At 40.6% G+C, this 25,366-nt stretch carries 28 protein-coding genes; 3 read left to right on the top strand and 25 right to left on the bottom strand.

Annotated elements, in window-relative coordinates; genetic code table 11:
• Positions 1–49: 49 nt before the first annotated feature.
• The 18 genes from AC1ECB_RS01420 to AC1ECB_RS01335 all read right to left on the bottom strand — a co-directional run bounded on the left by AC1ECB_RS01420 (position 50) and on the right by AC1ECB_RS01335 (position 16,216).
• Complete coding sequence (locus AC1ECB_RS01420; protein WP_485667143.1) at positions 50–631, bottom strand: GerMN domain-containing protein; 582 nt, start codon at positions 629–631, stop codon at positions 50–52.
• 10 nt (positions 632–641) lie between these two features.
• Positions 642–1,715, bottom strand: coding sequence for an N-acetylmuramoyl-L-alanine amidase family protein (locus AC1ECB_RS01415; protein WP_485667142.1), 1,074 nt, complete (start codon positions 1,713–1,715; stop codon positions 642–644).
• Positions 1,716–1,840: 125 nt separating this feature from the next.
• Positions 1,841–2,074 (bottom strand): DUF3006 domain-containing protein, encoded by a 234-nt coding sequence (locus AC1ECB_RS01410; protein ID WP_485667141.1) that lies wholly within the window; start codon positions 2,072–2,074, stop codon positions 1,841–1,843.
• A gap of 2 nt (positions 2,075–2,076) precedes the next feature.
• Positions 2,077–2,982 (bottom strand): ComEC/Rec2 family competence protein, encoded by a 906-nt coding sequence (locus AC1ECB_RS01405; protein WP_485667140.1) that lies wholly within the window; start codon positions 2,980–2,982, stop codon positions 2,077–2,079.
• 206 nt (positions 2,983–3,188) lie between these two features.
• Entirely contained in the window at positions 3,189–3,539 is a 351-nt protein-coding gene (locus tag AC1ECB_RS01400) for a type II toxin-antitoxin system PemK/MazF family toxin (RefSeq protein ID WP_021166794.1), read from the bottom strand.
• Positions 3,540–3,541: 2 nt separating this feature from the next.
• A complete protein-coding gene (locus tag AC1ECB_RS01395; protein ID WP_021166793.1) occupies positions 3,542–3,817 on the bottom strand; it encodes a CopG family ribbon-helix-helix protein in 276 nt (91 codons plus the stop codon).
• An 87-nt stretch (positions 3,818–3,904) separates the two neighbouring features.
• Positions 3,905–5,455: an NAD(P)H-hydrate dehydratase gene (locus tag AC1ECB_RS01390; protein ID WP_485667139.1), complete on the bottom strand. Its 1,551-nt coding sequence runs from the start codon at positions 5,453–5,455 to the stop codon at positions 3,905–3,907.
• Entirely contained in the window at positions 5,418–5,834 is a 417-nt protein-coding gene (gene acpS, locus AC1ECB_RS01385) for a holo-ACP synthase (RefSeq protein ID WP_021166791.1), read from the bottom strand. Before acpS ends, AC1ECB_RS01390 begins: the two co-directional genes overlap by 38 nt.
• Before the next feature lie 197 nt (positions 5,835–6,031).
• Entirely contained in the window at positions 6,032–7,114 is a 1,083-nt protein-coding gene (locus tag AC1ECB_RS01380) for an LptF/LptG family permease (protein WP_485667138.1), read from the bottom strand.
• Positions 7,111–7,701, bottom strand: coding sequence for a phosphatase PAP2 family protein (locus AC1ECB_RS01375; RefSeq protein ID WP_485667137.1), 591 nt, complete (start codon positions 7,699–7,701; stop codon positions 7,111–7,113). Before AC1ECB_RS01375 ends, AC1ECB_RS01380 begins: the two co-directional genes overlap by 4 nt.
• Positions 7,702–7,715: 14 nt before the next feature.
• Positions 7,716–9,269: a glycosyltransferase family 39 protein gene (locus AC1ECB_RS01370; protein ID WP_485667136.1), complete on the bottom strand. Its 1,554-nt coding sequence runs from the start codon at positions 9,267–9,269 to the stop codon at positions 7,716–7,718.
• Between the two features lie 11 nt (positions 9,270–9,280).
• Positions 9,281–10,021, bottom strand: a complete 741-nt coding sequence (locus tag AC1ECB_RS01365) for a polyprenol monophosphomannose synthase (RefSeq protein ID WP_485667135.1) — start codon at positions 10,019–10,021, stop codon at positions 9,281–9,283.
• Positions 9,993–10,433, bottom strand: a complete 441-nt coding sequence (locus tag AC1ECB_RS01360) for a GtrA family protein (protein WP_485667134.1) — start codon at positions 10,431–10,433, stop codon at positions 9,993–9,995. The genes AC1ECB_RS01365 and AC1ECB_RS01360 overlap by 29 nt, the downstream gene beginning before the upstream one ends.
• 236 nt (positions 10,434–10,669) lie before the next feature.
• Complete coding sequence (locus AC1ECB_RS01355; RefSeq protein WP_485667133.1) at positions 10,670–11,443, bottom strand: flagellar motor protein MotB; 774 nt, start codon at positions 11,441–11,443, stop codon at positions 10,670–10,672.
• On the bottom strand, positions 11,443–12,228 hold the full coding sequence (motA, locus tag AC1ECB_RS01350; RefSeq protein ID WP_485667132.1) for a flagellar motor stator protein MotA: 786 nt from the start codon (positions 12,226–12,228) through the stop codon (positions 11,443–11,445). Before motA ends, AC1ECB_RS01355 begins: the two co-directional genes overlap by 1 nt.
• A gap of 161 nt (positions 12,229–12,389) precedes the next feature.
• Positions 12,390–12,902: a ferritin gene (locus AC1ECB_RS01345; RefSeq protein WP_485667131.1), complete on the bottom strand. Its 513-nt coding sequence runs from the start codon at positions 12,900–12,902 to the stop codon at positions 12,390–12,392.
• A gap of 43 nt (positions 12,903–12,945) precedes the next feature.
• Positions 12,946–15,015 (bottom strand): thioredoxin domain-containing protein, encoded by a 2,070-nt coding sequence (locus AC1ECB_RS01340; RefSeq protein WP_485667130.1) that lies wholly within the window; start codon positions 15,013–15,015, stop codon positions 12,946–12,948.
• A 217-nt stretch (positions 15,016–15,232) separates the two neighbouring features.
• Positions 15,233–16,216 carry a DUF2326 domain-containing protein gene (locus AC1ECB_RS01335; RefSeq protein WP_485667129.1) on the bottom strand — a complete coding sequence of 328 codons (984 nt, stop codon included), beginning with the start codon at positions 16,214–16,216 and terminating at the stop codon, positions 15,233–15,235.
• Between the two features lie 180 nt (positions 16,217–16,396).
• On the opposite strand from AC1ECB_RS01335, the gene AC1ECB_RS01330 reads away from it, so the two are divergent.
• The gene (locus tag AC1ECB_RS01330; RefSeq protein ID WP_485666752.1) at positions 16,397–17,755 is read left to right on the top strand and encodes an IS1380 family transposase; all 1,359 of its coding nucleotides are present in this window, start codon (positions 16,397–16,399) and stop codon (positions 17,753–17,755) included.
• A gap of 199 nt (positions 17,756–17,954) precedes the next feature.
• Here AC1ECB_RS01330 and AC1ECB_RS01325 read toward each other — a convergent pair whose 3' ends face one another.
• Genes AC1ECB_RS01325 through AC1ECB_RS01315 form a run of 3 tightly spaced genes read right to left on the bottom strand, consistent with a single transcriptional unit; the run spans position 17,955 to position 19,531 of the window.
• A complete protein-coding gene (locus tag AC1ECB_RS01325) occupies positions 17,955–18,527 on the bottom strand; it encodes a hypothetical protein (RefSeq protein WP_485667128.1) in 573 nt (190 codons plus the stop codon).
• The gene (locus AC1ECB_RS01320) at positions 18,517–18,747 is read right to left on the bottom strand and encodes an ABC-three component system middle component 7 (protein ID WP_485667127.1); all 231 of its coding nucleotides are present in this window, start codon (positions 18,745–18,747) and stop codon (positions 18,517–18,519) included. Before AC1ECB_RS01320 ends, AC1ECB_RS01325 begins: the two co-directional genes overlap by 11 nt.
• On the bottom strand, positions 18,731–19,531 hold the full coding sequence (locus AC1ECB_RS01315) for an ABC-three component system protein (protein ID WP_485667126.1): 801 nt from the start codon (positions 19,529–19,531) through the stop codon (positions 18,731–18,733). Before AC1ECB_RS01315 ends, AC1ECB_RS01320 begins: the two co-directional genes overlap by 17 nt.
• A 302-nt stretch (positions 19,532–19,833) precedes the next feature.
• Here AC1ECB_RS01315 and AC1ECB_RS01310 point away from each other — a divergent pair, with 302 nt between their 5' ends.
• Together AC1ECB_RS01310 and AC1ECB_RS01305 are read left to right on the top strand one after the other, a co-directional pair.
• A complete protein-coding gene (locus AC1ECB_RS01310; RefSeq protein WP_485667125.1) occupies positions 19,834–20,133 on the top strand; it encodes a hypothetical protein in 300 nt (99 codons plus the stop codon).
• 116 nt (positions 20,134–20,249) lie between these two features.
• Entirely contained in the window at positions 20,250–22,202 is a 1,953-nt protein-coding gene (locus AC1ECB_RS01305) for an HD domain-containing protein (protein ID WP_485667124.1), read from the top strand.
• Positions 22,203–22,593: 391 nt separating this feature from the next.
• Here AC1ECB_RS01305 and AC1ECB_RS01300 read toward each other — a convergent pair whose 3' ends face one another.
• From AC1ECB_RS01300 to AC1ECB_RS01285, 4 genes are all read right to left on the bottom strand, one after another.
• Entirely contained in the window at positions 22,594–22,881 is a 288-nt protein-coding gene (locus AC1ECB_RS01300) for a Dabb family protein (protein WP_485667123.1), read from the bottom strand.
• 81 nt (positions 22,882–22,962) lie between these two features.
• Complete coding sequence (locus AC1ECB_RS01295; RefSeq protein WP_485667122.1) at positions 22,963–23,301, bottom strand: nuclear transport factor 2 family protein; 339 nt, start codon at positions 23,299–23,301, stop codon at positions 22,963–22,965.
• An 88-nt stretch (positions 23,302–23,389) separates the two neighbouring features.
• Positions 23,390–24,220 (bottom strand): nitroreductase family protein, encoded by an 831-nt coding sequence (locus tag AC1ECB_RS01290; RefSeq protein ID WP_485667121.1) that lies wholly within the window; start codon positions 24,218–24,220, stop codon positions 23,390–23,392.
• Positions 24,221–24,291: 71 nt separating this feature from the next.
• On the bottom strand, positions 24,292–25,200 hold the full coding sequence (locus AC1ECB_RS01285) for a helix-turn-helix transcriptional regulator (RefSeq protein ID WP_485667120.1): 909 nt from the start codon (positions 25,198–25,200) through the stop codon (positions 24,292–24,294).
• Between the last annotated feature and the right edge of the window lie 166 nt (positions 25,201–25,366).

Genomic DNA, 25,366 nt, shown 5'->3' with positions numbered 1-25,366 from the left:
TCAATACCAAAAACAGCAGTCTTCTGCTGCGAAGCACTGCTGTTTTTTACTATTTTTTAATAATTTTTTCTGAACGGCTCAGCGGTTCACTTGTATCCATATGACCGGAAATGGTCTCAATTTTTTTGCCGTTAACCAGAATCTGTACCTGTTGAATATCCGGAAACTCAGTAAGAGTATTCACGATAGCACCTACCAACAATATTTCGCTGGCAGAACCACCATCATTTTTCTTGACTAATTTGTCATTAAAATCCGCATAAGCAATATGCTCTTTAACAGTTATGTTTTTTATTTGGGTTCCCGCCGGCATAACGCCAACCAACTCAGGATTTTTTGGCCCCGCCTGTAACAGTTCAATCGCTGTACGGGCCGGATGACTGTTGACAGGTACCTTGTGTGTTTCCGGTACAAGATACATCGCATCTTTAGTAGCATGGTAAACAACAAGCTGCATTGTCGACTCCGGCTCAGCAGCAGCATTACCGGCTGGTTGCGATTGTTCAGCCAACTTATTATCGGGAGTTGCCGGTGTCAGTTGACTGCCGGGAGCAGGATTATCACACCCTGCAATCAAAAACACTAAGGCCATCAGCGTAGCCATTAACAACATTCTAATCGTTTTCATCATACCCACCTCTTTAGTTTAGCTTGGCAGCCTGGTCAAAAAACCGTTCCAGCCCCCGTACTATTCCTAGAGACATTTTCTGTTGAAACCCGGGTAAGCTTAAAAGTTTTTCTTCATTTGGATTAGAAATAAAGGCCAGCTCCACAAGTGCTGCCGGCATCTGAGTCCGCTTAATCACATAAAAGTTAGCTGTTCTGGCCCCGCGATCCTGCAAATCCCCAGCTTCAATCAGACTTGTTTGCAACGCCTGGGCCAGCATGGAATCATACAGCGTTTTTTGATAATAATACGTTGTCGTTCCACCTGCAGCAGGATTAGTGAAAGAATCGGCATGAATACTTAAAAATATATCAGCCTTACGATTGTTACCTACCGAAGAACGGGCATTAAGCTCCTCAACATCAGTTGCTCCCGGACCAAAAACATCACAGTCATCCTGGCGCGTCATAATAACCTTGGCTCCTGCTTCTTCCAATAAATCCTGTACATTTTTGGCCACCGCCAAAGTCACCGTTTTTTCCTGATATCGAGTAGGACCAATAGCTCCCGGATCACTGCCACCATGGCCGGGATCAAGTACAATTACTTTATCCTTAAGTCCTGCCGTAAAAGAAAAATCAGGCAGCCCAAGGGGCTTATTGATATCCACAACCACCCGGAACGGTCGATTTGCTTTCGCATCACTAGGCAACGTAAATACCTTGTAATCGCCCGCTTCAACCTTCAGCGGCAAATCAAAAGTCACCGTGGTATCCTTACCACTAACATCAAAGCTGACCTTCTCGACAACTTTTCCGTCAAAAGAAAGGTCTGTAACATCTGTTCCCGGGGTTGTCCCTTTAACGGTCACAACCAGACGAGGCGTAGGCGCGTTAATAACTACACCACTGGCCTTAACAGGGCCGGACACATCCATAACCAGCCGCAACTTAGCAACGCCGGTAATAGCTTCCGTATGATTAGCCCAGCGAACTTTGCTAAGTTTTAAACCGTCCTGCCCAGGCGCTATTGCAGCCGAAGCAACATATAGACCTGTCCATGAAGTAACAAGCAGGGTAAGCATCAACAATAACACTATTTTTCGCAATAAAGGCACCTCCAAACCGCGAAGTGTCTTTATAGAATTCGTGTTAATTGTCAAAATTCCTGCAGGACTGCAGTCCCAAATCTATTAAAATAAAATTTATGCTCTACATTTGTAGAATATTACAGTTATTGACTGCCATTCCCCTGATTCTGTCGAGTAATCTGTTCAAAAAGTTCATCCACTTCGGCCTGGGCCTGCTTTGTAGCCTCAACATCAACAGTTATCTCTATCGCCAGGACATCTCCCTCTTTAGCTGCCGGCAATAGCTGGCTAGGCCAATTCACACTGATCTCCTGCTCTCCAGCCAAAAGCACTGCCTTACTCCCCTCAAAACGATCAATTACCGCTCTAAGCTTCATGTCTAGCGCTCCTTCGTAATTGTGTACGCTTTTCCATCACTGACAACCGTTAGCGTGCCATCAGTATCCGTACGATATACATCGATTTTTTTATCTTTGTATTTCTTTAACGTAGATGGATGCGGGTGATGATAGTCATTGTTGGCACCGACTGAAATAAATGCTGCTTCTGGCGTTACAGCCTGCAAAAAGGCCACCGAAGAAGATGACCGGCTGCCATGATGACCACTCTTTAACAGTGTGCTTTTTAGCGCAGAGGCATCTTTTTTGAGCATACGCTCTTCCGCTTCACTTTCGGCATCGCCAGTCAGTAATAGGGAGAAATTACGATACACCAGTTTAGCCACAATGGAGTTATTATTCAAATCAGGCTCACTACCACCAATAAAGGGGGCCTCAGGCGCCAACACCTTAAGCAGTATCTCATTTCCCAAATCAATTGTCATACCGGCACTAACTACCGTAAAAGGAATACCCTTTTTTTGAATCTGGGTTAAATATTGTTTGTATAAGTTTGATGTGCTTTTCTGGCCGCTATCATATATTTGCTTAACCATGAATTGCTGAAATACGGCTACTGCACCACCAATATGATCAGCATGTGGATGGGTAATAATCAATTTGTCGATCGTAGTAATCCCCTGGCTTTTCAGCATACTAACAAGTTTATCTCTAGCCGGGACATCACCTGTATCAACAAGTACTACCTGATCCTTAGCACGAATAAGAATAGCATCTCCCTGCCCAACATCTAGTACCTGAATGGTAAGCGGCGCGCTTGCTGCCACCAGGGCATTACTGCCAGACTGTACATCTTTACTAGTACCACCGCTGCACCCGCTCATAAAGACCAGTGAAAAAACGGTCACAACCAGAACCAGGCATGACCACTTGCGAATGATGTTCATTTTCTCTCTCCCCCGATATGTAACTATTCTCTTCTAAGTCTCCCCTGCTACTTAGAAGTGCCCAGATGCTAGGCGCACCGGAAAAACGCGCAGCGCCGCGTACTGGGTGTGTACGCAAGCAAGCATTTTGAGGAGCAACGACGCAGATGGGTGCTTATAAGTAGCAGGCTAAACTAAAAATAGGCAGTCGCCCGCCTATCCCCCAGTCAAAGTTGAACCAAGCCAATGCTTATCCGTACTGCCTCGTCCACTTTATTCATGATTTCTTCACTTAAATGAGTTACCTTATCCCGCAGACGCCGCTTATCAATCGTACGCAGCTGTTCTAATAATACAACAGAGTCTTTTTCAAGATTATATTGTTTGGCGTTTACTTCAACATGGGTGGGCAACTTCGCTTTAGAAATCTGCGAAGTAATGGCTGCGACAATTACTGTTGGGCTGTATTTATTACCAACATCATTCTGTATAACCAATACCGGTCTGTGGCCACCCTGCTCTGAGCCTACCACCGGACTAAGATTAGCATAATAGATATCCCCACGTTTGACAATCATGCTTATTCACGCTCCGCCAGTAGGCCAGGCATTAGCTCAAACGTGTCAACATCTGCCAATAAGCCTTCCTCTGCTAATGTCAGGTTAATGACTGCCATTTCCTGATAACCTTTTTTCATCATATCACGTACGGCTTTTCGCTTGCGGTCTTCAATATAAAGACGCATGGCATCCCGGACAAACTGACTTCTGCTTAATTTGTCCATAGCTATTATGCCATCAACTTCCTGTAACAATGCATTTGGAATACTTATCATAATTCGCCGTAATTCGGCCACACCATCACCCCCGCCAGTATGGAGCATATTAAAAGATAATATTATTATATAAGCACCGCTATACCAGTGTCAACTTTTTTATATACTTTAGCAGCTCTTTATGCCATACAATGCCGCCGGCACAGCTTTAATCAAATCGGTTGCCGCCATTCCCACCATCCCAGCCTGCGCCGCAATATCTCCGGCCAAACCATGAATATAAACGCCGGCTACAGCGGCGTCATGGCTTGACATACCCTGAGCAATCATCGCCGCAATAATACCAGTAAGCGCATCACCAGTACCGCCAGTAGCCATACCGACATTGCCTGTAGTATTAATATATACTTCACCATCAGGAAATGCAACAACTGTATGTGCTCCTTTTAAAACAACAATGCTGCCCCATTCTCCGGCCGCTTGCCGGGCTATCGTTACACGATCAGAATTTACCTCCTGCGGCGAAAGTCCTGTCAATAACCCCATTTCTCCGGGGTGTGGCGTCAATACCGGCAACGCCGTACACTCAGTTAGCAAATCTGTATAGCCAGCCAAAGCATATAAAGCATCAGCATCAATAACCAAGGGACACTCCACTGTAGTAATCGCGGCTCGCACCGCTGCCACTGTCGCTTCGTGACGGCCAATTCCGGGACCAATTGCCAACACATCATTCTTCGACGCCAGCGCGGCAATTTCGGCCACAGCGTCCTGGCTCATACCGCCGGTTGCAGTTTCGGAAAGTGCCGTCGTCATGACTTCAGTCAACTTCACAGCTACTACATTTTGAATACTGGCAGGAGTAGCCAGTGTAATCAGCCCCGCTCCTGCTCTGAGAGCAGCCTCAGCTGTCATGGCTGCTGCCCCGCTTAAACCGCGTGAACCAGCCACTACGGCTAACCGCCCGTTTATCCCCTTATGCGCATCTGGGCTGCGCTGCGGCAGTATTGTACGGATAGCACCGGCCATTAGTATGTTTTGTTTAATTTGTTGCCTAGTCACAACCGCTGTGGGAATGCCAATATTAGCTACCATCAGTTCGCCGGCAAACTCTGCTCCGGGATATAAAAACAGCCCTGGTTTCGGCAGACAGAAAGTTACAGTATGGGCGGCCCACACTGCTTTTCCACAAATCCGGCCAGTATCAGCCTCTACACCAGAAGGAATATCAACAGCGACAACCAATTTCCCGGCAGCATTAATACTATCAATAACCCTGGCCATGTCTCCGACAACTTCACCACGAAACCCTGTGCCTAATAGTGCATCTACTAAACAATCCGCAAAAGTGGCCGCTACTCTAACCTTATCCCAGTCGCGCTCACTTGCAATCTCAATAATATCAATATTCATCTTATCAATTATGTCAAGATTGATGCGGGCATCGCCACTTACCGACGCCTTTTCACCAAGCAAAAAAACCTTTACTTTCGCACCTTGATTGACAAGGTGCCTGGCAATAACATAGCCGTCACCACCATTATTTCCTTTTCCCGCAAAAATACAAAACTTTCGTTCTGACAATACTTCCATAATTGACTCCAAATATCGTACAACCGCCACTCCGGCATTCTCCATTAATACCGTTCCCGGAATACCATAGTCGCTAATTGCAATCCGGTCAATCTCCCGCATTTCCGCCGCTGTTGCTGCTTTCATTTCTTTTTCCTCCTTCTAAAACCGCCTGTGCGGCCGCATATTCCCGGGCATGTGTCAACGAAATATGTAAGCCGGTAACACCTAGCCCGGCAGCTAATACAGCAAAACTACCATGTAAAATAATCCCCGGCTTACCCCCATCTCCGATGGTAACTTCAATATCCCGGATACTCCCGCCGGCCAAACCACAGCCAAGTGCTTTGGCTACTGCTTCTTTAGCCGCAAATCGTGCAGCAAACGAAGCCGCCTGCTGTACACCACGGCTAAAGCAATAAGCCGCTTCATCAGCCGTAAATACTCGTTTTATAAATGAATCGCGGGCAATAGCCGCCTTGATCCGCTTTATCTCAATAATATCAATACCAATACCAATAACCATGTCATCACCTGCCACAAAATTACAACTATAATTATATACCAATTTTTTAAAAAACCAAATAGAAAAAGTGAGACTACCTCACAACCATGCGCCACTGACGAGAGAGACATCCATCTCCCTCTAGTCAGTGCAAACATAGCGTGGTAATCCCACCTTGCTTACTATTCTGTTACTATAGCCTCAGCTCATCGCCCACACTACGCAGCAGCGCGGCGCAGCAGATATAAGCCTGGCACAAGTGCCGCAATATTAGGCAGCCATGCGGCAAGCATCGCCGGTAGAACACCATTTTGCCCCATAGTTGTACCGATAGTCATAACAATATAATACAAAAAAATGATAATAATACTATAACCCAGCCCGCTGGACGAACTGGTCCGCGGCGAACTTAATGCCAGTGGTGCGCCAACGAGAGCAAAAAACAGACAAGCTGACGGAATAGCAACCCGTTTATTCAATTCTACCAAATAAACATTTTTTTGGCGTTCACCATCAGGCAGCTTGGCGGCAGCGCGTTTTAGTTCGCGGATTGTCATTTCTTCGCTGCGTTTTTGCTCAGATACCTTAACAGTTTTATTTTCAACAGGAAGATACTGCTGGTTGAAAAACATGGTCCTCGTACTATCAGATGATACAATATCCTGGATAGCGCCATTTGTAAGAGCCATACCCCCATCATAGCGAACTGCTGTATCAGCAGTCTCGATACGCACTGGACGGTTATTTTCAAATTCCTGAACAGTTACCTGTTGCATAACCGCGCTAGTTTCATCGTAGCGGCGGGCATAAGTCAGACGCCCAATACCATCCTTGGATTTTTCCAATATCACCATATGTTCCTGACTTTTGGGACGGGTATTGCCTTTAATCTCAGTACTGATAGTTGCATTATAAGCCTCAGTAGCTGCAGGAACCACAGTTTCATTAAAGACTACCGCAAACGTGCTAATAAAGAATGCTGTAATTAAAACAGGCGCCGTCAGCCGGTAAAAGCTCAGTCCCGCTGCCCGCATCGCAATAAGCTCCGACGAAGCAGACAGCCTGCCATAACATAGTAGCGTTGCCAGCAAGGTAGACATGGGAAATGTCAGCACAATAACCCCAGGCAAACTGTAGATAAACAACTTAGCAACAACAGCCGTTGATGCACCAAATTTACTAATATACTGCGCAATTCGATACATTGTACCGCCACCGATAAACATACTGGAAAATGCGCAAACACCAAAAATGAACGGCCACATCAACTCAGTAATAATGTACTTATCTAGTATTCTCATGGCATTGTCCTTTCTGGTAAGATAAATGAATCATGCCGCTTAAGCCAATTATTTACCGCAAACCAAGCCAAACCTATACCAAAAATAACGCCAGCTGTTACTTGCAAACCCGTATGAGAACTTGTTTCGATCCGTGACCAGGAAATAACTACTGCGCAGCCATACCACAGCCAGGCCAGCCGCGGATAAAACACAGATAACAAAAATGCCATGGCAAACGCGTGGGTAGTATGCCCACTGGGAAAGCCACTTGGAATACCATTAGGACGCAAAGACCATTCACCTAAATCAACATATTTGAGCGAATGAACAATCAACCATACTGCAGCATCCACTTTGACCACCAGATAAAAAAGGCTTTTACACTTCTTTTTATAGGCCACCCAAAACAAAATCCCATTACTAAAAGCCAAAAATACATCATTGCCAATACCGCTAAATAAGTTAGCGACAATTAAAATCTCATTCATGCCGCTTTGGTTAACCGTAAGAGCAATCAAAATCATAACCAGGCCAACAATAGCCGCAAACCTCATGTTTTGAAACAAAAGGCTGTTGCGGCCGGAAACCATAGCATTCTCTTTCAAAATAAGTACCTCCATTACTTATTGCCGCTAAAGCCATATGGTAAAGGATACTGTCCTTTAAAATTCTGTCCATAAAAAATTGCTACATCAAATTGAGGCTGCCCCTGTCGGTAAATAGGAACATTACCCTTAAACTCTATCGTCTCAAAGTACGGAGCCAGCTCTTTGGCGACATCAGCCATATTCTGCCGGCCAATAATCAAGGCATTCTTACCAGAGAAATCAGCAGGATTATGCATAAAGGCAAAGTGATGCGGTTCATTTGTCAGACATAAGAGTGGCAGCGTACCACCCATAACGTAATCAATCTTACCCGCATCAATCCAATGTCTTGCGATAAGAAACTCTACCGTAAGTGAACTGTCCAAAAAGCCGCGTTCTGCCAGACTTTCCGGCAAACTTGCCCAATTAAGCGCCTCCCAGGAAGGATCACCCTGAGTAAACCAGTCTGGTTTTGCCGTCTTCAGCCAGCCATTAGCCGTATGACTCCCCAAAACAACAGCAATAACAACAAAAACAGTAACGGAAAAAATCAGCCAACTACGCACTAAGCGACGACCAAACTGAAGCCAGCCGGCAACAGCTTGACCCAAGAGCGGAAACACCAATAAATATCCTGGTGCCTGCCAATGGAAAAGCCCCTGTGCTCCCCATATAGGTGCAATAGTAAATAATAGGATCGGCCCTGAAGCCAGGCAACACAAAAACCAGCGTTTATCCTGCAACCCACTAAACCTCGACCTGGCAGGACCACGGCTAATTCCTTTGACAAACTGCCAGATAAGTGGCAGCCAAATCCACGGCAGTACCCACACTGCCTGTCCTACAATATTAGCAAGCATCTTGCCTGGATAAAACCCGCTAACTGCCCCACGGCTGCCTTGAAACACAAAAGAAACCCAGTCATGCTGAGCATTCCAAATCAACACAGGAGAAAAAACGGCAACAGCAATACAAACAGCCAGATACGGCCCTGGTATTGCCAGGACCCAGCGACGATCCCGGCTGGTGATTAAGTAAATAAACAAACCAAAGACTAACAGCACCGCATGATATTTACTCAAAAGCCCCAGCCCTAAAAACACCCCGGCAATCAGCCACAAAGCTAACGATTGACCGCGGTCCGGCGGGAAAAACAGCTTACTGAGTAAATAAACTACAACCATCAGGCAAAACATCAGCGGACCATCAGGTAATAACCAACCACCGCCAGTCAAACCAAACACAGCTGACACAGTAAGCAGCAGCGCTGCCCACACACCAGCCCATTCACTAAACAGTCTGGCAGTAAGCCGGTACGAAAACCAAGTCGTCCCCGCAAACAATAAAATAAACGGCAAGCGCAAAATCACTGGATTTTCACTGCCAGTTACATATGTTGTCAACCAAATTATCCACAGATGTAACGGCGGATGATCAAAATAGCTTAGGCTTAACTGCCTGGCAACGGCTGTGACATAGGTCTCATCAACCCCCAGGCCAATGGTTGCACCTAACGCCAGACGTACCACAAAGCCGGCAATAATAATCAGCCATACCGCACTAAACGGCGAGAATATAATCGGCATAGAAATCTCCTTTAAGGCTTAATCGGTTTGATCCGGGCAGTTTTCATACTTGCCTGGGCCGCTCTAAGCTTAAGCACCATCCATATCGCTTCCCGAAAGATGGACGAAGACATCTTAGACTGACCTTCTGCCCGCTCTTCAAATACAATAGGAACCTCTTTAATGGTAAAGCCTAATAAGAAGGCTCGATATGTCATCTCTATCTGAAAAGAATACCCGTTTGACTTAACATCGTCAAGGTTAATTGTTTCCAGGACCTTGCGACGAAAGCACTTAAAACCACCAGTAAGATCATGAAAAGGCAAGCTGAGAATAGTACGGGAGTACAAACTGCCGCCCAGACTGATAAAACGACGGAGCAAACTCCAGTTAGTTACACCGCCGCCAACAACATAACGGCTGCCCAAAACAACATCACAGTCAGTAATAGCTGTTAAAAATTCAGGCAAATACCTGGGATTATGCGAAAAATCTGCATCCATTTCAAAAATCAAATCATATTTCCGTGCTAACGCCCATTTAAAACCAGCAATATAGGCAGTACCCAAGCCTAGCTTGCCTGAACGTTTTAAAATAAATAGACGCCCCTGGTATTCACTTGCCATAAGGTTTTCGATCAAATCACCCGTTCCGTCCGGTGATCCGTCATCAACCACCAAAACGTGGCTATCGGGAACATACTTATAAATCAGACCTAATAATTCACGAATATTATTCTTCTCATTATAAGTTGGAATAATTACAAGTTTCATGAGTAGTTGCTGCCTCCTCGCGCTTGCCACGTCTGTCATTAAACGTAATTGCATAATTAAGCGCAAAATTAAGAACCCCGGTCGCAGCAATGGCAATAAGCTGGGCCACCATCGCATTAATGCCAACTTGCTCAACCAAGACCTTTAAAATTGCCAAATTGACAAGTAAATTAATAATACTACAAGCCACAAATAAAATATACTTGCGCCGCAAACTCTTATCAAGCGCCCTGCCTTTAAAAGTCCACAGCAGATTCCAGATAAAATTATTGGTAACAGCCGCCAAAAATGATACCACTGCCGCAGTCATATAGTTTATACCCATCGCCATTAGTGGGACATATACGGCCATATTAACGCCCACACCCGACAGCCCAATTACAGAAAACTTGACAAACATTTTAAAAACCACAGTCTTGGTTCTCCTTATCCGCTGAATAGCCTGTCTATCCAATACCTATATTATATCCCAGGACAAACATAAGTCATTATAATGTTGTTTATCCCTATAGACAAGAAAATTATAGCAAAAATTGTCTAACAAATTAAAAATGAGGCCATATTACTGCCTCATTTAGCATAAACTAATTATTTACTTGTTGCAATAGTTTCCTGAAGATAAGCAACTTTGAAATCATCAACTAGTTTCTATGGCCGGTAGTTACGCTGGATAAGTATCTCAACCCGCCGGTTAGCCGCCCGGCCTGCTTCCGTATTATTGCTGGCAATGGGTCGATATTCACCGTAACCGGTAGCACTAAACCGTTCTGCCTTAAGTCCGGTATCCTGAGCCAACAAAAATCTCATGAAATTTACCCCACGCTGGGAACTTAGTTCCCAGTTAGAAGGAAATTCTCTGGTATTTATTGGTATAATGTCCGTATGCCCGGACACCGTAACTTTTTGTGTAAGCGGCTGCAAAAGTTTGGCTATCTGTTCACCAAAGCGGCGTGATTCCGGTCTAAGCGTTGCACTTCCTGATGGAAATAATGCGGTATCTTTTATGCGAATCATCAACCCATCATCAGTCAGCAAGGTTACCAAGTCATTGCCTAAACCATTTTCGGCAATATACTTATCCAGTTTCTTCTTCGTCTCAACCAGCTGAGCTGTTTCCTGCATATACGCTTTCTTTTCATTAGTCGCACCCGCATCTATAACAGTCGGTAAATACGGTACCGGTGGAGCCTGACTGCCCTTTTCCGGCTGAGGGGGTTTAGGATTGTCCAGCAATGCCGGACTACCGCTGAACGCTACATTGAATGAAGCTCTTAATTGATCAAATTTTTTCGAGTCAACCTGGGCAGAAGCAAACAGTACAATAAACAACGCCAAAAGTAATGTCAAAATGTCAGAGTAAGGAACCAGCCAAGTCTCATCCGCATGCTCCTCATGATACTCTTTTTTTTTCTTTCTACTCATTATTTACCCTCCGGTTTAGGCTTTAATAAATCCCGGACCTTCTGCGGAATAAATACCAGCAGCTTGGACTCAATAGCCATTGGTGAATCACCGGCTTGCAGCGATAGTATGCCTTCAACCATCATTCGCTTTAATTCCACTTCATCTTTGGATATTAACTTAAGTTTATTAGCAAATGGATGCCAAAGCACATACCCGGTAAATATACCAAGCAACGTTGCCACGAAAGCGGCAGCAATCGCATGGCCTAACGCTTCTATATCGTTTAGGTTGCCAAGAGCCGCAATCAGGCCAATTACCGCACCCAATACACCGAGCGTAGGTGCATACATACCAGCCTGGGCAAAAATGAGCGCCCCTGAGCGGTGGCGTTCTTCCATGGCCTCAATATCCGCATCAAGTACATCCCTAACAAAATCAACATCCATGCCATCAATAACCATACTCATACCATTTTTCAAAAATGGATCATGAATTTCTTCCAACCTGCTCTCTAAGGCAAGAATACCTTCCCGCCTGGCAACCTGAGACAATTCGACAAACAAGGTTAGTAAATCAGATTTAGAAATATGCTCATCCTTTTTAATCAATTTTTTGCATAATACCGGAAAGTTCTTAATTTGATCCATTGGGAATGCATTAAGTAACGCAGCCACTGTACCAGCAATAATAATTAAAAATGCTGCGGGGTTTATCAGAGCCGTTAGACTAGCGCCCTTAAGCACCATACCGACACCAATGGCCACAAGCCCCAATATTACACCAATAACTGTTGATTTTTCCAATGAAAGCCCTCCCTATAACATGTAGGCAAAGTACCACTATAATATATATCGCATTTTTTTGGGCGTAATTAAGGAAATTCTCTAAACATAAAAAAAATCCTGCCATTTATGACAGGATTTCCGAAATTATGGTAAACGATCTGACAAAATACCTCTTAAAATTACACATTAGCTGTCGGCGGCTGATACGTTCTGGTAGCCAATTCTTTGTCCAAATAGAACAGCCCCGAGCTTTTATCACCAACCATTTTAAGTTGTTCAAGAATTCCACTGGCAGTAGACTCTTCCTCCACCTGTTCAGTCACAAACCATTGTGCAAAAATTTGAGCAGCAACATCTTTCTCCTCAACAGCCACTTCGTGAAGCTTATTAATGAGATTTGTAACATGCTCTTCGTGAGCTAAAACCTTTTCAAAAACCTCAACAGGCTTGCCAAACTCAGTCGGCGTAGCGTCAATTTCCTTAAGTTCAAGCTCACCACCACGCGCGAGTATATAATCAACAAACTTCAGCGCATGCATAGTTTCCTCCTGGTACTGTACCCGCAGCCAATTAGCAAACCCCTTCAGACCTTTAGACATACAGTAGCCAGACATAGCCAAATATAGATTGGCTGAATACATTTCCGCTTGAATTTGGTTATTAATTGCTTTTTGTAATTTTACACTAATCATTTGTATTTGCCCCTTTCCCTTTGTAACTTTCGATTATAGTAAATCATTTTTCCAGGTATTGCTTAAATTCTTCCAAAGTCTGAACCGGGCGTTGACAAGCAAAATTTTCACAAATATAGCCGGTGGCCCGGCCACCAACAGCTACTTGCCCGGCAGCTACCGGGATTAATTCCAAATTGTCGGTTTGGTATTCCGGATCATTATAAATAACAGTCGTTCCCGGCATAAACCGCTGTCTCGCTAGCGCCAGCATAGCCTGAACCTCAGTGTCTTCTTTGTCCCCGGCAATAACAATATGGCTGGGTGCTGACAGGTAATAGTCAAGCGCCAACAAAAAGAAAGTATAGGCCCGGGGATAATGCGTGACTTCAGCACTAAAACATGTAAACATCTTTTCTACCATCACATTATATTCATTGTTATCTGTTAAGCGTGCTAGCTTGAGCAAAGCCAACGCGGCCACCGAATTACCCGAAGGCATCGCACCATCATATATTTCCTTGGGCCGCAGCAAAAGTTCTTCACTATCATGCCCGGTAAAATAAAAGCCGCCATCCCAACTGTCCCAGAACAATTCCTTAAGGTCCAGGCTGATATGAATCGCCTGCCGCAAATACTTTGGATTAAAGGTTGTTTCATAAACCTCCAGCAGACCCCAGAGCAGAAAAGCATAGTCATCAACATAACCCTTATAAGCCGCATCACCATCCCGGTACCGTGCCAACAATCGTTTCCCGTCAGCAGCAGTCAGCTTATTAAAGATAAACTCAACAGCCCGCTCTGCAGCCTGCGTGTAATCCTCGCGCTGCAGCACTCTGGCAGCCTTAGCCAATGCCGCAACCATCAGACCATTCCAGGCAGTTAAAATCTTGTCATCTTTAAACGGATGGATTCGCTGCTCACGTACCTGATACAATTTTTCCCTGGCTGCAGCCATTTGAGACTCAAGCTCATTAATATCAAGATTGTTCTTGGCCGCATAATCATATAAATCGTGATTAATCAAATTTATAATGCTTTCCCCTTCAAAATTGCCAGCCAGGGTGACATCGTAAACCTCAGCAAACAACTCGCCCAGTTCCGGACCCAATATCGCAAGAATCTCCTGGCGAGACCAAACGTAGAACTTGCCTTCAACGCCTTCTGAATCTGCATCCTCTGCTGAATAAAACCCGCCGCCGGCGTTAGTCATATCCCGCAGGACATAGGTAATGATCTCTTCGGCAATACGGGCAAAATCCGGATCAGCAGTACACTGGTAGGCTTCCACATAACCATAACACAACAGTGCATTATCATACAGCATCTTTTCAAAATGTGGTGCCAGCCATTTATTATCTGTTGAATACCGGGCAAACCCATAACCAAGCTGATCATAGATCCCGCCCCGACTCATGGCATCCAACGTCTTTACTACCATAGCAATAGCCTTTTTATCCTCTGACCGCCGCCAGTAGCGTAATAAAAACAATAAATTATGCGGTGTTGGGAACTTAGGCGCCGACCCAAACCCGCCATAAGCAGGATCAAAATCATGTAAAAGCTGAGAAAATGCCTTCTCCAGTGTAGCCTGCGACAACTGTCCCTTCTCCGGCTTAACCGTCTGCGGCCTTAACGATTGAGATAACTTTTCGCCAATCTCCTCAATCCTGTCCCGGTTCTGATCCCACTGTTCCTTCAGCATTGACAACACTTCAAGCAGCCCCGGTCTGCCCATCATAGCATGCTTCGGCAAATAAGTCCCCGCAAAAAACGGCTTCTTCTCTGGAGTCATTACAATCGTCAGCGGCCAACCACCCTGCCCGGTCACCGCCTGACACACCGCCATATAAATATGATCCACATCAGGCCGCTCTTCCCGGTCAACCTTGACTGCAACAAAATAATTGTTCAACAACGCAGCGACTTCCAAGTCCTCAAAAGATTCGCGTTCCATAACATGGCACCAATGGCACGTACTATAGCCACAACTAAAAAAGATCGGCTTGTCCTCTTCTCTAGCCTTCACAAACGCTTCTTCTCCCCACGGATACCAATCAATCGGATTATGCGCATGCTGCAATAAATACGGACTCTTCTCATTCGCTAGGTGGTTAACATGCTTCGTCGACACTAGCATCACCTCTTTTTTATAGCTACCATTTAGGATTTGCTTCATGCTGGTTTTACATACGTTATTTAATTGATAATTGTTATTTGTTAGGATTAGTTTTTATTATAATTGGTATGTTGTGGTAATGTCAAGGTGATATGAGGATAAAAATAGAAAACCAGCATCAATTTGATGTTAGATTCTTTTTCAGGACAATACCTCCGTCCCCTTTTCTAAGTTATCGATCGTTCCATGAACGTCCAAATAGTTCTTCTCCATCCACAGATAATTCTAACACTTTTGTTTGTTTAAATATTTTTTGGCTATTTAAACTATATGCAGAAATCTTATCAAAGGAAATAAATATTTGTTTACCAGAGCTTTTATATTTCAAAAAAATTCTTTCAATAGCTACATCTGATATTTGCTTTAACACTACGGAATCATGTATTAAAATCGGTAATTGTGTCAATTCCAATATACTCAAATCATATACCACCATGCTTTTATATGAAGTACCAGTACCAGTATCATCTATCGTTTGAAATATATATTGATTATCATCGAACGTAATAATAGGTGGTTTCTTCTTTCCAGAGTATATATAATCATTAATTTCTAACATCTTAGCATTGATGGTAGTTTGTAATTGTTGTAGCTGTTCCAACTTCATTTTATCTCGCCGCTGTTTTGCATCACTCTTAGATTGCTTTAATGATTCTAACTTCTCAAACGATCTATTCTCGTTTTCCAGAAGTTCAATTCTCTTTTGAAGATTTGAATATTTCATTAATATTACTTTAGAGAAACTAGAGCATTGAACAATTTCCTTAATATGTTTTTCTAAATCATCAACCTGACTTTGTGCAATTGATAGTAGTTTATTTAATTCGGATTGTTTTTTCTTTAGCTCAGACTTCAATACCTGACTAATCTCTTTGTGAAATTCTTCAATCTCAGATAAATCTCTAACTGCTGCGTTTGGAAAAAATGCTAATAGGTCATCAAATTTCTCTGCTTTTAAATTTATAGTTTCATCAATGTTTAAATTAATCATTTCCAATTGCGAATAAATTCGGCTACGATGTCGTTTTGCAATTGATAGGTCATGTTTTAACTTTAGTAATTCATCTGTTTTTACAGAATCTAAATCTAAAAGATTGCTATCTAACGCTTTGGGAATCTGTTCTTTATCGATATTTAAAGAGTCTAATTCTTTCACATTTAATTTATACTGTCTTATCCCTATAGAAGATAAATAATTGTATTTTTGAGCGTTCTTATATGCACCTTAATCCGTGGCACGGAAATACAAATGACATAGGAAAAGAGAGAAAAACGTCGAATTATAAAGGTATTGAGATATAATCAGGGAATAGTAATTCACCTTGGAGGTGTATCAATGAAATACCTTTTAAAACAATCAAGTGAAGAACTTACTACCTATTCGGGAATGACTTTAGTAGGCGCATTGCTCGCCAAGACTGAATTATATAAACGATTGAGTAAAACTCAGCTTAGCGGCGTAATAGCTCCTGAGCTTTCGCATGGTGATATAGCTATTTCATATATCGGTTTGTTATGCCAAGGAAAAAGCGATTTTGATTGCATTGAAGAATTCCGAAAAGACAAGTTTTTCCGGCAAGCTCTACGTATCTACCGTGCTCCCTCAAGTCCTACATTGCGTCAACGTTTGGATGCAGGAGCTACCCAACCGGCTTGGTCGAGTATTGTTGCTGAAGAATCCATTGCTCTACTCAAAGTCTTACAAGTTAGCATTACCCCGGTTACCCTTTCCAGAACGACTGAAGAAAACCAAGTGCAGCAGGTGAGATACATCCCAATTGATTGTGATGTATCTCCTTTTGATAACTCAAAAACTAAAAAAGAAGGGGTATCAAGGACATATAAAGATTTCGACGGCTATGCGCCCATGTTTGCTTATATAGGATTAGAAGGATATGCTTTGCATGTAGAGCTTCGCCCTGGTAGTGACCATTGTCAAAAAGGGACACCACAATTTTTGCGCCAGAGCATTGAGTATGCTAAACAATTAACATCTCTTCCAACCCTGATTCGTATGGATTCGGGTAATGATAGTATTGATAATTTGGCTATTTTTCTTAGACCGGAGACCAATACGGATTTCATCATCAAGCGCAATCTGCGTAGAGAATCTCGTGAACGCTGGTTAGAGCTAGCAAAAGCGGAAGGCATCTGCGTAAACCACCGTCCGGGAAAACGCGTATACTGGGGGGCGACCCAATTATATAGGGAAGAATTGGGGCAAAACGTGAGAGTCATTTATTGTATCACGGAAAGAACCATTCTTAAAAATGGGCAAATTCTCTTAGTTCCCAATATTGAGGTAGATACCTATTGGACGTCTTTGCCGGATGAGCCGCAAATCATTATTCAGCTCTACCATGAACATGGAACAAGCGAGCAATTTCACAGCGAAATCAAGACAGATATGGATTTGGAACGATTTCCATCTGGCAAATTTGCTACAAATGACATAATCTTAAAGTTTGCTATGTTGGCGTACAATGTACTGCGAATAATTGGTCAACAACTCGCAAACCAAGAGCATTCTCCATTAAAAAAGAAAGCGTTTCGGCGCAGAATTAAGACTGTCATTCAAACCATGATTACATTTGCCGCCCGTCTAGTTCATCATGCTCGCAGATATGAATTGCATTTTGGTAAGGATAGTCCATGGTTTGAAACATTTCGAGCAATTTATATGGCGTTAGTATAAGACAATATCATTATATTTGGATTGTACCATGCTGAAAAAACAGTCTACGCATGAGGTGTGTTAAGGTTTGCCTTCTTGAGGGTGATCCCTCGTAACATACGCTCAGTTATGTCATTAATGCCTATCATGACTACTACTGTATTTCTTAATTTGCAGTTTAAACGCTTATCAGTGTTAATGCAAAAAATGTGCCACCGATTCAGGATGCACTTAATTCCGATTCTTTCCCTTTCAATAAATAGTCTAATTCTGCAATAGCACTGTACAAATCAAATAACATTAATAATGCATTAGTTGGATCACCGGCTTTTTCATTGGGTACTATATTTAAAGGACGTTTCTCATCTAAATTATCCTTTCCGTATATTCTAGAAAAACGCCCAACAATATTACGAAAACTAATATCATGTAATGAAATTTTATAATTATTCTTAAGAAAATTACAATACTTGTCAAGACTCGTTTCAGATTGTATATTATAATTCTCATCGCACTTATTTACAATTTCTAAGTCGTCAGTATTTCTCGAAAAGTAGTATTTCCTTTTATCAAAAACAAAACAAATTTTTATTATATGGCTTCCAACATTTTTCTGTATATCAGATGATGCCATAACATAGTCTTTACCACCAAAAACAAAATCAATAATCATTAAAAAAGTAGATTTACCAATCGAATTGCTTCCGAAGTTATCTCCCAAAACAGTATTAAGCCCTGCATGAAATTCTATTCGTTTTTTCTTGAATTTGTCACAAATAATTTCATACAGCATTTCTGATTCTCCTTAATTCATTGTCATAATCAATTTTTCCAAGAGCGTATAAGCACTCCAGTACCTCTAAAAACTCAGATATATTATCAAACTTTCCTATTACATTCATATATAGTTGGTAAATTGTAATGTGTTCATTTTCAATTATTTCACTTAAAATAACAGGCAACTTACTAATTGTACTCTCTTTATAGGAAAACAATTTATTTGGTAATTTCATGAAATACCTCACAGTTCTGCACAAAGTATGATATTACAACTTCACAAGCTTCTATAGAAGATCCTTTTATTTGCGATTGCAACCAACTGACTAATGAATAAAATATATCACTTTTATTAGATAATTCTTTTTCGCATTTTAAAAAGCTTGTCTTTATTTCACTTGCAATAATATTGAAATGGACTTGGTCAGTTTCTTCTAAGTTTTGAAAAGTTTCTTTAATGAAATAATAATAATTGCAAGCGTATGATTCAATTTTATTTTTTAAAATCATGTAATTGCTTTCAAATTTATCTGCTATTTTTACTCCATTATATTTCAGTTTTAACCTTTGTATAGTACTTTCATCTATAGTGTTAAGAGCTTCTATGACTAGAATTATTTCATCTTCCAAACTCTGATATGAAGTAGATACCTTCGCATTAGACAAACTCATCAGTCTTTTTTTTACATCCAGCAAACTTAAATACTCGGATTTAGTCACATGATCATCATATATACCATGACAGTCTTTACATAATGCAATTTTATTTTCAAAATCTTCACATGTAGCCCCTAGACGTTCTAGCCCGTATAATTCTTCTATTTGTTCTGTGAGGGGGCTATTGGGATAAATATGAGCAATTTGATAAAGCTTAGTTTTGCTATTTGCTTTTGTAGCTAATAAATTCTTACCACATAAAGGGCATAGTCCAGTTACTTCTAATAAATATGCATGATCCATATTTCTAGTTATCGGAATTCGAGCATCCAAATATGAATCTGATTTTTTTACTTCTTTCAATTTAACCCCTCCTAACCAACTTTTATAACAAAGTTGCTATTTACAAGTTTACTCCATTCGCGGGGACGGCTCCGCTGAGTCAGATACATAACATTTTATTCTCTAATCTCAACATTCTGTTAACAGGCTAAAACTCCTGCCAAATTAATACAATTCAGTAGGAGTTTTTATCAGATTGACTCACTTCGAATTCTTTGATAATGCTCAAAACTTGCCATTACAGCGCATGAACCTCTGTCAATCACCTGACAAAGGTTTATGCCTTGCCATATATTATGTTATTAATACAGAAACAAAGTTCAATGTCACAGGAAATTGAAAAAGTTATTAGAAAAGCATTTGAAATACGTCATAAAGTGATACATGATGCTAATTTTTATTTCGATTTTGACGCTATGGAAATGACAAAGATGGAAGAGTGCTTAATCATGTTTCCTCAATTTCTAATGGTCTGGTTGACTCATAAATATCAACAAAAAGGTCTTGTTTTTAATTATAAAGAAACATATATACGATTGACAGATTCACCAACAAAAGATGAAGGTTGGTATATAGTTGGCACAAAAGAAATGCGTCAGAAGGATTGGAAAATTGTTAATTAATAGATTAATTTAAGTTCTATATAGATATTATATGCCCTATTTATATAGATGTTAGTTACTATTTTAAAGAATATTTGAATAATCCAAAAAGAGATATTGAAAGAATCAGAAAATTTATGGATCTAAATAAATCTAAAGTATCTATAGTATTAATTATTGACGGTTTTGATAACAATGAATATATCAAATATAATTCAGAAATAATTGGAGATTTTATCTCGTTATTACATTCTGATAGAATAAAAAAAATAATAGGAACAAGGGGAAATGTTCCTAACAACATATATGAAGATAGTTATTTAATAACGTTTTCAGGTATTTCATCAAAGAATGAAAATTTCGATATATTCATTAAGTCATTTTTAGATACTTCAACCTATTCTAATTATGATTTTAATTCCGTTAGTAAGTTTATAAAAAATGCAATGGATAATTTTAAGTTTCCACAAATAGATATTTTAACAATTCATTTATTGGTTTCTCAATATGAAAAAATAAAAGAAAAGAATGAAAAAATAAAATTAAGTGATATATATTATGAATTTTGTTGCGACCAAATAAAAAAATATGACAATACTACAAATTCCCATTCTTTATTATCAGAATTAGCTTCGTTAGCTTACAATAAAACAAAAAATATTTATACTAATCATATTCAAAAATGGAAAGAATTGCTTATTGATTTACATCCAATCGTTAATGATTATTTAATTGCTTATCATGTTGTTGAAAATTATTTACAGTATGACAAAAATAGAGAAATAACTACTAATGTATTCAATGAAGTTTATAAATATAAATATAATAGATTCATAAAAGAGATTATAAACGATAAAACAGTTGACCAAAAACATTTGTTAGATGTAATTGAGATAATATTGAATGATGATTTAACTTGTTTAAATTGTGATCAAAAAGAAAAACTTAATTTAAAAATTGGTTCTGCATACATAGCAGGTCGATTAGAAGGTGGAAATTATCGCCATAGGGCCTTAAATATTTTAAATTCTGTAAAGAATATTATATTACAAAATAATAATATTGCCAGAGATGAAATTATATTTTATATTCGCACCATTTATATTAGTTTAATATACTTAGGTGATAATAATACAGCTAATGAATATATTGAGAAATTAATAACAAATCCACAATGGGATGATTTAAATAGAGGATTTCATTTGCAATACTATGGAGATATTGAGGTATTGAGTTTAGTATATCATATAGATGATTTAGGAAAATGTGATAAAACATATACGCATTTATATATCAAAATCACTAATCAGCTTAATAACAGCACTTTTGATAATGGTTTTGAATTGGATATATATACATTACTATCTCTGGGAAAGAGTAGATATGTTAAGGGTAAGCTAGAGAATCATATTCTAGAAAAAACTAAAGAATTAATAGATAATATTCTTGCAAAGTCTAGAATAACAGGTTTACTATATCGCTATATTAATTATATAAAAGAATTATTTTGTAAACCATATCTTGCAGGAAATTTGCTTGCAGAACTTTACGATTTAAAAGAAACGCCTAGATCTGGATGGATACATCGTGAAATATATTATCCGGAATCTGTTGCAGAGCATACTTTTGGTGCATATTTAATTGCATTACTTTATTTACCTGCAATTGATACAGATAATGACAAATATGATAAAGAAAAAATATTAAAAATGTTATTTATTCATGACTTACAAGAAGCGTATACAGGAGATATTCCTACTCCACAAAAACAGCATATTAATATAAAAAATGAAAAAGATGCATGGGAAAAAATTGGATTTAGGAATACCCAAGACATTCATACTTGTGACTTAGCTCAATTATGGAAAGAATATGAAAAAGGAGATACAATTAATGCAAAAATAGCAATAGATATTGATTCCCTAGAGAATTTGATACAATTATTTTTGTATAAAAAGTGTGGATGGAAAATTGACGACTATGATACCTGGAAAAACGATCTTATTCATAAGATTGATACTGAACATGGACAAAAGATTCTTCAAATTGTAAAAGACATTGAATTTTTACCGTTAAAACAATTAAATTAATTGTTACTTTAATGTACATGGCACCACTGGCATGTCAGAAGTGGAACAAAAATCTGACCCTTGAATTTACTGGCTTCACAGGCATTTTCTAGTTCTAGTACATGCGATTAATCCGTTCCAGTACATGTCATTTAAGGTTACCAAGAATCCATATATTATCTAGCTTTGCAGCTTCATAAGCATGCTCCATAACATGCCACGAAACATCCGTCAATAAATTGACCAAAGTCCCTATTTACAGCGTAAATCAGAATCACCCAGAGCCCCTAGAAACATCTGAAACAGTAAGACCAATATAAATATATTAACTGCAAATGAACAGTTTCCTCAATATCACTGAAATCATTCAGACTTAGCTACCGTTTAGACTTGTGATCATACCTAGATGGTTTTATGATTCATAACATACTACTGCACTGATTTCCAGCATACTTGCAATGTATTTGGCTACTTCGGCATGTACAGGATGAACAATATATGCTTCTAAATCTTCCATGGTATTGTATTGTGCGATCATCAGGATGTCATAGGAGGATGCTCCATCACGTATGTTCGTTTCGACTTTCAGATCACGAAGAAATTCAATTTTCCCCTGCATACTGAGCAAAACCTCCCGCACCTTAGCGATATTTTCAGAACTTCTATATTTTAATTTAAGCAGTTGATTGTTCGTGATCATTTTTTATCTCCTTACTATCCTATGTTTTCCTGGATAATGCCGGTGGTCGTCAACTCCTTCCGTCTATGTTTCATAAGCTAATTACTCGCCTGTTAAACGGATGCTTAACTGGCCGATTTTACCTTCGCTGATCGTAAAATGATAGTCGAGCAAAACCGGGCTCCCCTCAAAATTACCGGAGACTTGGGCGGTAAGAACAGTCTCGTTGTCACGCTCAGCAAGCTTCTCGGCAGTAACAGTAATCTGGTACTTTGCATTGCTATCCTCAATCCATTGTTTGATGACGGCTGTACCTCGCATTTCCCGCCCTTCGTCCTGGACAACGGCATGATCCGCAAAACAGGCGACAAATGCGGTACTATCATGATCATTTTTTGCCTGAAGAAACGCGTCAATGACCGGCGGTAGTTTTATAGACATGGTAGTTTCCCTCCATTTTATATTGTTCATAGTTTACCTCATTTGGAAAAGTTTAAACGAATCCTAAAAAGCATGAAGTTGTTTCCGTTTATTGCCAAATAACTTGTAAGGGATTTCTGTCCACCAACCGTTGATAGGTATATCTCGGATAACCAACCATCATTCCGCTGGTCACTTGCATGTTTTTCGGCAGGTTTAGCAGGTTAAGGAGCGGTTCATGACCGGAAGCGGCACAGTACTCAAATAAACCCGCCCAGCACGTCCCCAAGCCCATTGACGTTGCGAACAACTGCAAATAGGCAAACGATATATAGGTATTATCCCGGCCAACAGCAAGGGAGTTTTTATCGGCTGTAGCCACAATTAAACACGGGGCAGAGCGCAGGGCAGTATCCTCCCCTATTCGCTGGTATATTTCCACCATCATAGCTGTATGGGGCGCATATTTTGATGAGGCCATCGCAGGAGAGCTATTTAGTTCAGCTTCTGTCCAGTCAATGACGGCTGCCGCAATCTGACGCAATGTGTCCGGATGATCCACCACGTGATAAGCGACTCCTTGCGAATTGCAGGCAGTAGGTGCTATCCGGGCGATGTCCAGCAACTGTCGTACCTGATCCCGAGGCACAGCCTTTTGCTGATAGTTTCGGATGGACCGGCGCGAGTGCAAGAATTGAGCCGCTGAATCCGAATCAAGAACAGCGTTTTCCCCAACAGGGATCTGATTGGCCAATGGAGCATTTGTATTATCCAGTGCCCCTTCAGGGCAGACAGCCACACACTGGCCGCAGCTCACACAAAGATCCCTTATTGCCTGCGGTCCATTGTCACCCATACCAATAACACCTGGACAAACCGTAGCACAGACGCCGCACCGGGTACATTTGTCTTGATCGACTTGAATAAAATCCATAGTCATAATCGATTATCACCTCATGTTTTTTCTTTATTATATACAGGGCAATAAGACAACAGTATGTCATATTAGAATTAGGACTCATAAATTTTTAAAACTTGTCTCATTCGTTCTGCAATGGATTTTCTGACATGTTCCGGTTCCAATACTTCAACCAAAGCACCAAAAGATAGGATGTAGCCATAAATCCATTCCCCGTCGGGAAGAGCAACCTCTAAGGTAAAGCTGCCGTCATCATTTTGGATAATATACGAGTCGTCAAAATAATCGTATAGCCGATTTAAAGCCGTTGACTGAAAGCGAAGTTTTAAATGCACAAGCGGTTGTGAAAAGTCTTTTGCTTCGGTATTCGGTTCGAGAGGTAACTTTTGTTCAAATGATTCCGCCAGTACTTCCAGCTTTTTTAATCGTGAAATCCGAAAAGTTCTATACTCTTGACGCTGTCGGCAAAAGGCCACTAAATACCACGCATTATCTTTAAAAATCAGTTTTTCCGGTTCAGCCAATCGACTGCTCTTCTGCCCTTCGGCATTCACATATTGAAAACGAATGACTTTTCGTTGCAGCATGGCCCGCCTTATGTCGTTGAACTTATTTTTTTCGTTTGGCATGCTTCCCCAAGGAGAAAAATCAACTTCGACCCAATCGTAGCTAGAAGCGCTTTTAAATATTGCCCCTAGCTTTTCAAGGATTCTATCTAATTCCGGATATTGAGTCGCCTGCAGCGCTCTTATTGCCAGCAGCAAACTTTCGCTTTCCTGAGTGGAAATAAGGGTCCGGTTAATCACATAGTTTTCCAGAAGATATATACCGCCGCCGTTGCCTTTGTTCATATACACGGGTACACCGGCTTCAGAGAGAACATCTATATCGCGATAAATTGTCCTCGTCGATACGCCGAAACGCTCAGCAAGTTCTTTGGCAGTGATTGTTCCTTTATTAAGTAAAATAGTCGTTATTTCAAATAACCGGTTCATCTTCATTTTTTATCACCCAAAACAATTATAGCATTAAATATGACGTTGCAATGTCATATTTAATGCTATATATTACCTTATTCACTTGGTATTAAATACATCTCATTTATTGTTTTGCTCCCTTTATTATTTAACTAATTCTGTCAATATTGTGATTATTCCGCACGATTCG

This window comes from Sporomusa sp. 246TCP1 (assembly GCF_057319775.1).
Note: the sequence above shows the minus strand (reverse complement) of the source record. Positions and strands in the feature narration are given on the sequence as shown.